4 protein-coding genes are annotated in these 4865 nt (G+C 64.1%); 1 reads left to right on the top strand and 3 read right to left on the bottom strand.

What is annotated here, in order from left to right; genetic code table 11:
• From AC1DBQ_RS22010 to AC1DBQ_RS22000, 3 genes are all read right to left on the bottom strand, one after another.
• Positions 1-1166, bottom strand: a 1166-nt coding sequence (locus tag AC1DBQ_RS22010; RefSeq protein ID WP_476930537.1) for a hypothetical protein, incomplete at its 3' end; no start/stop codon positions are given.
• A gap of 74 nt (positions 1167-1240) precedes the next feature.
• Positions 1241-2347 carry a T6SS phospholipase effector Tle1-like catalytic domain-containing protein gene (locus AC1DBQ_RS22005; RefSeq protein WP_476930536.1) on the bottom strand — a complete coding sequence of 369 codons (1107 nt, stop codon included), beginning with the start codon at positions 2345-2347 and terminating at the stop codon, positions 1241-1243.
• 132 nt (positions 2348-2479) lie between these two features.
• Complete coding sequence (locus AC1DBQ_RS22000; protein ID WP_476930535.1) at positions 2480-3712, bottom strand: amidohydrolase; 1233 nt, start codon at positions 3710-3712, stop codon at positions 2480-2482.
• Positions 3713-4411: 699 nt separating this feature from the next.
• Between AC1DBQ_RS22000 and AC1DBQ_RS21995 the strand changes: the two genes are divergently transcribed.
• The coding region (locus AC1DBQ_RS21995) for a hypothetical protein (RefSeq protein ID WP_476930534.1) at positions 4412-4865 on the top strand (454 nt) is incomplete at its 3' end.

Below are 4865 nucleotides of genomic sequence, written 5' to 3'. Positions count from 1 at the left end.
CTCAGGTTCATGTCCAGTGGCGGTTTGGACCAGACAAGGGCCTCGTCAGCGAGGGAGGTCACTCCCGGCGGGTAGATGCCGCGCCGACGGAAGGCCTCGACAAGAATTGCCCTGAGATGTCCGGCGTCATCGGGGTAGAGTCCCTGGTCCGCGGTGACGATCGCCCGGACGACGTCACCGAAGGTCACGTCGACGACGGGGAGGTATTCGAACGCCCGGACCACCATTTCCAGGAAMCGGTCGGCATTCATCGCCGCCGTGGCGGTGACGCGATTGACCAGGTCTGTGGGGAGCGCTCCCGGCGGCAGGACCCCGGTGCCTGCACTGGCGATACGTCGGAGGTCGGCGATCTGCGACTTGTAGGTGTCAATGAAGGCGTCGAAGACGGCGGCGACGAAGCACGCCCCGCGATCGTGCGGTTCAACGGCTTTCAGGAACGCGTCCGGGGTGCGGGGGGATCCGATCGCGGACCTCAGTGCCGCACCACGGCCGGTGGACGCGCCGAACTCGGTTGCAAGATCCAGCAGCGCTGACCCCTTCTCGAGGGTCCCTTCCGATTTCGCTACGGCATCGGAGACGACTTCGGGGAAGCCGAAGTGGTTAAACAGCGCAACKAGGTCGGCGATTKCCTCATGCCATGCCAGCACGTCCGGGTGAGTGGGTTCGGAAAAGTACTTGCGCATGCGGTGCACGATGGCATGAGTGACTTCATGGGCGACCACGTCAACGGACAGGCAAGTGAACATCATCTGGCCCGGCAGGTTGGCCCCAGGGTCTCTCTCGTCGGCACGGAAGTAGCCGAAAAGGACAGCCCGCCKATCCTTGTCGAAGTAGGCGTTACGTCCCTCGAACGCATGCGGGACGAGGCGGAGTTTGTCGTCGCCACGCCAGCGGAAGCGGAAGCCGCCGAATCGTTCAAAGCGTTCGATCACACTCATCGCCACGGCGTAGACGACTTGCTGATGGGTTCTTGGATCGCTTTCCGAGGGGCGCATACCCCGTTGGGCGAGGATTGCGGCGGCGTTCAAGTCAACCGGCAAATACCAGAGGTCACGGGCCACGTCATAGTCGACGACCTGCAAKAGCCGGCCGGCTGGGCCCGGCCTGAGGTCCCTTTCGAACGGGATGTCGATCGTGAGGAACCTGCCCGACAGGCGGGTCGACATCKGATCGAACGCATATGCACGAAGCAGCCGCCGGGCCGGCAACGCGGRCTCGGGCCGGTCCCTCCTCGCGGCAGTCACTGCTCAGCCCGAGCCGACGCAGGCGCCGCTTGTTGCCCGGCCCAGTCCGGATCGGCCCAGACCACATTGGCGGGTGCCTTGAACGTTGGATCGGCGACGGCCCGGGTGTTCACGCTGGCGTGGACAGAGGCGCCGGCGGGGACCTTCCTGTTGCGGGTGCCGAGCAGCACCCATACCCGTCCGCGGCGGTGCAATTCGGCGGTGGCGTCAGCAGGGGTGACTGCGCAGGCGGCCCCGACGGCGCGGGGTCGAACTAACAAACCCTCGGCAATGCCGCCCTCGATAATCCACTTCAAGGCGATTCTCGACAGCCGCGGAGCAGGAGCCGGCTTCCCCGGGCGCGCTGCCTGGCCGGCGGGTGTCTTGTCGACGAAGGTTCCTCCGACATCGCTGTGCACACCGGCGAACCAAACCTCTTCCAGGGACCCGTCMGTGCGGGCATCGACCAGGTACTCCTTGAAGGGGGCCCGCTTCTCATTGATCGACACTGCATGGCGGATTAGCACGGCATTGGGGAGTTCGCGCGTAAACGGCCAGCGGATCTCCCATCGGAGGAACCCTGCGGCCTTGACGGTGTCCCACACGCMCAGGTACTTCACCGGMACCGTCGATTTGCCGTCGACGTGATGCGCGAACACCTCCGATGTGAGGTGCACCTCGTCCCAGTCAATCTTCGCTTCACCGCCCCGACGGGCGTAGGTGGCGACCACATACGGAACGAGGTTCTCCGAGCCCGGACGCATCACGCCGATGGCACGAAGAATCCCCACGAGGGCACGCGCCGTGTACGCGCCGCGGCTGAACCCGAAGATGAAAATCTGATCCCCGGGCGCCCAGTTCTGCATCAGCCACGCATAGGCCTCCCCAAGGTTCTGCCGCAGACCCCACCCGAACGCGAGGCCGCCGATCCGCGAGATCGATCTGGCGAGAGGAGTCCACGCCCCGGCAGACGCKAACGTCCCGACCCCAGGGTCGTAGTAGGCGATCTGTTTAGTCGGATCGGAATGATCGAGCAGCCCATACAGCAGGACGACGTTGGTGTTGCCCCTGGCGCGCACCTGCGCGCCGGTCCCATCCAGACACACCACCAGATTCCGGGACATTTGAAACCTCCCCGCCGGGCACGTACCGCACCTCCCGCACCTGAAGCCGATCATCCCCCTCCAGCGCCGCCAAGGGAAGAGGAAGTTGCGAACCGGGTCAGCACTMAAAGGCCGCCGGCTTCCCGCAGGGTGTCACCCCTCCCGGGAGAGATAGGCCAGTGCGGCGACGACGTGGGTTTGGACGCCCATGGAGAGGGTCGGGTCGATCACGKGGGCGAAGGAGGGGGAGTGGTTCGCCGGGATGTCCCGGGCCACTGTTCCCTTCGAGGCTGCAGCGCGGTAAGCATCGGGGTCCGCGCCGCCGAGGAGCCAAAAGGTGTACGGCACATCGAACGCGTCCGGAATGCGGCTGAAGTCCTCGGACGCCGTCTGCCGCTCCGCCGTGCGCACAGCCTCTGCCCCGAAGCGGGCGGTAAACGCCGTCCGCACGCGTTCTGTCACGGCTGCGTCGTTGCTGGTGAGCGGGAACTGGTCGTAATACTCGAACTCAGGTTCCCGGGGCGATCCGGCGGCAGAGCACTCGCCCCTGACGATCCGCTCAACCGCGGCGAGCACGCCGGCCCGGATTTCGGCGTCGTACGTGCGGATGTTCAGCAGCAGCGTGGCGCGGTCCGGGATGATGTTCGATGTCGTGCCGGCGTTGAGCGCCCCCACGGTGACGACGGCGAAGTCGCCGGGCTTCKTCTCCCGGGAGACGATCGACTGCAGCCTGAGCACTATTGAGGCGGCCAGCACTACCGGGTCCACGGACATGTGCGGCATCGAGCCGTGCGCGCCTTTGCCGTGAACGGTGATTTTGAGCGAATCGCCGGCGGAGAGGACCGGTCCCGCAGTGGTGGCGACCGTCCCCGCCGGTATTGGCATCACGTGCTGGGCAAAGGCGACGTCGGGCCGTGGCACTTTGGTGAGAAGTCCGTCGTCGATCATTGCCTGGGAACCTGCCCCGACTTCTTCGGCCGGCTGAAATAGGGCGATGTAGGTTCCGGACCAGGCCCCACGTCCGTCCGCCATGAGCTTGGCGGCTCCGAGCAGTGCACTGACGTGCAGGTCGTGACCGCACGCATGCATGATCCCGTTCACCGCCGACGCATAGGGCAGCTCTGTGGCCTCCGTGACGGGGAGCGCGTCCATGTCGGCGCGCGCCAGAACAGCCGGGCCGACACCGTTCGCGAGGACGCCGACCACGCCCGTTCCTCCAATGCGGGTCACCGAATAGCCGAAGGCAGTGAGTTTCTCCTCCACAATCTTTGACGTCTCGTGCTCCTCGAAGCTCAGTTCAGGATGCCGGTGCAGCTGGGTGTACGTTTCCCGCAGCCAGTCGAGCTCGGATTCCAGGCCTGCCAAAACTGTCTCGTAATTGCTCATGATCATCTCGCTCTCGGAGCTTCAAAACGCCCGCGTACGCCGGGCGCAACCGACAGACACCAGACTAGGCCCCTGAAGGAATATTTGAAGAGCCAGGGGCGAGTAACGCGAAGGCTCTGACGAGTAAGAACCGGATATTAACACGTAGCCGCCACTCAGGAGGTAACGACTCCGGACTCGTTACGATGGGCTCGGCCTGGCCGGTTATTCCGGTCGGATGAATTCGGCGCCATGACGTAATCACGACGCAATTAGGCTTTTGTCCCACATTATTATTGGGTCATTGCGGGTCCTTCAGTATTGGCCGGCAGGACCTATTTCACTTCACTGAMGACTTGCGAGGAATTCATGCGGCGAGCGATTTTGGMACGTTTAATAGTMATCGCCGCAATAGTGTGTTTGAGTCTGGTGCCATTGCCCGCCAAGGCAGCCGCCGGTGTGGCGACAGACAAGGTAGTCAGTAAACACCAGTCTTCGATTTCGCGATCTKTAGTATCGCCAGCTTTCACAACCAGCCAATCCAAGGAATTGTTGATTGCATTTGTGAGTGCTKATGGCCCGGCAKTCTCCGGTTCCCAGCAATTCACCTCGGTCACCGGTGGAGGGCTCACCTGGCGCCTGCGTAAACGGACCAACGTTCAGTATGGGACGGCTGAAATCTGGCAGGCCGTGTCGAGCAGCATCCTCACGAACGCAACTGTGACGGCTACGCACAACGGGTCGTACCAGGCGTCCATAACGGTTGCCACGTTCACGGGCGCGGACACGGCCACCGATGGAGCAGTCGCGGGAGCCAACGGGCCCACGGGTGCGCCCAGCGCTTCGCTCACGACAACCCGCACCGGCTCCTGGGTCTGGGGCGTGGGAAACGACTGGAGCAGGGCCATCGCCCGTACAGTCGGAAGCGGTCAAACTAAGGTAGATGAGTTCCTTGCCAGCAACGGTGACACGTTCTGGACGCAGCGCCAGACCGTGCCCGGTACCGCGACGGCRCCGTCGTCCGTGAGGATCAATGACACCGCTCCGACTACGGACAAGTGGAATATGTCTCTGATCGAGATCCTGCCCGCCCCGACCMCGCCCGCGGCGCCGGTGTTCACCGCGGCCACGCCCCCGGCCACGGCGACGGTCGGCGCCGCGTACACCTATACCT

This window comes from Arthrobacter sp. 10T413_2 (genome assembly GCF_056394205.1).
Note: the sequence above shows the minus strand (reverse complement) of the source record. Positions and strands in the feature narration are given on the sequence as shown.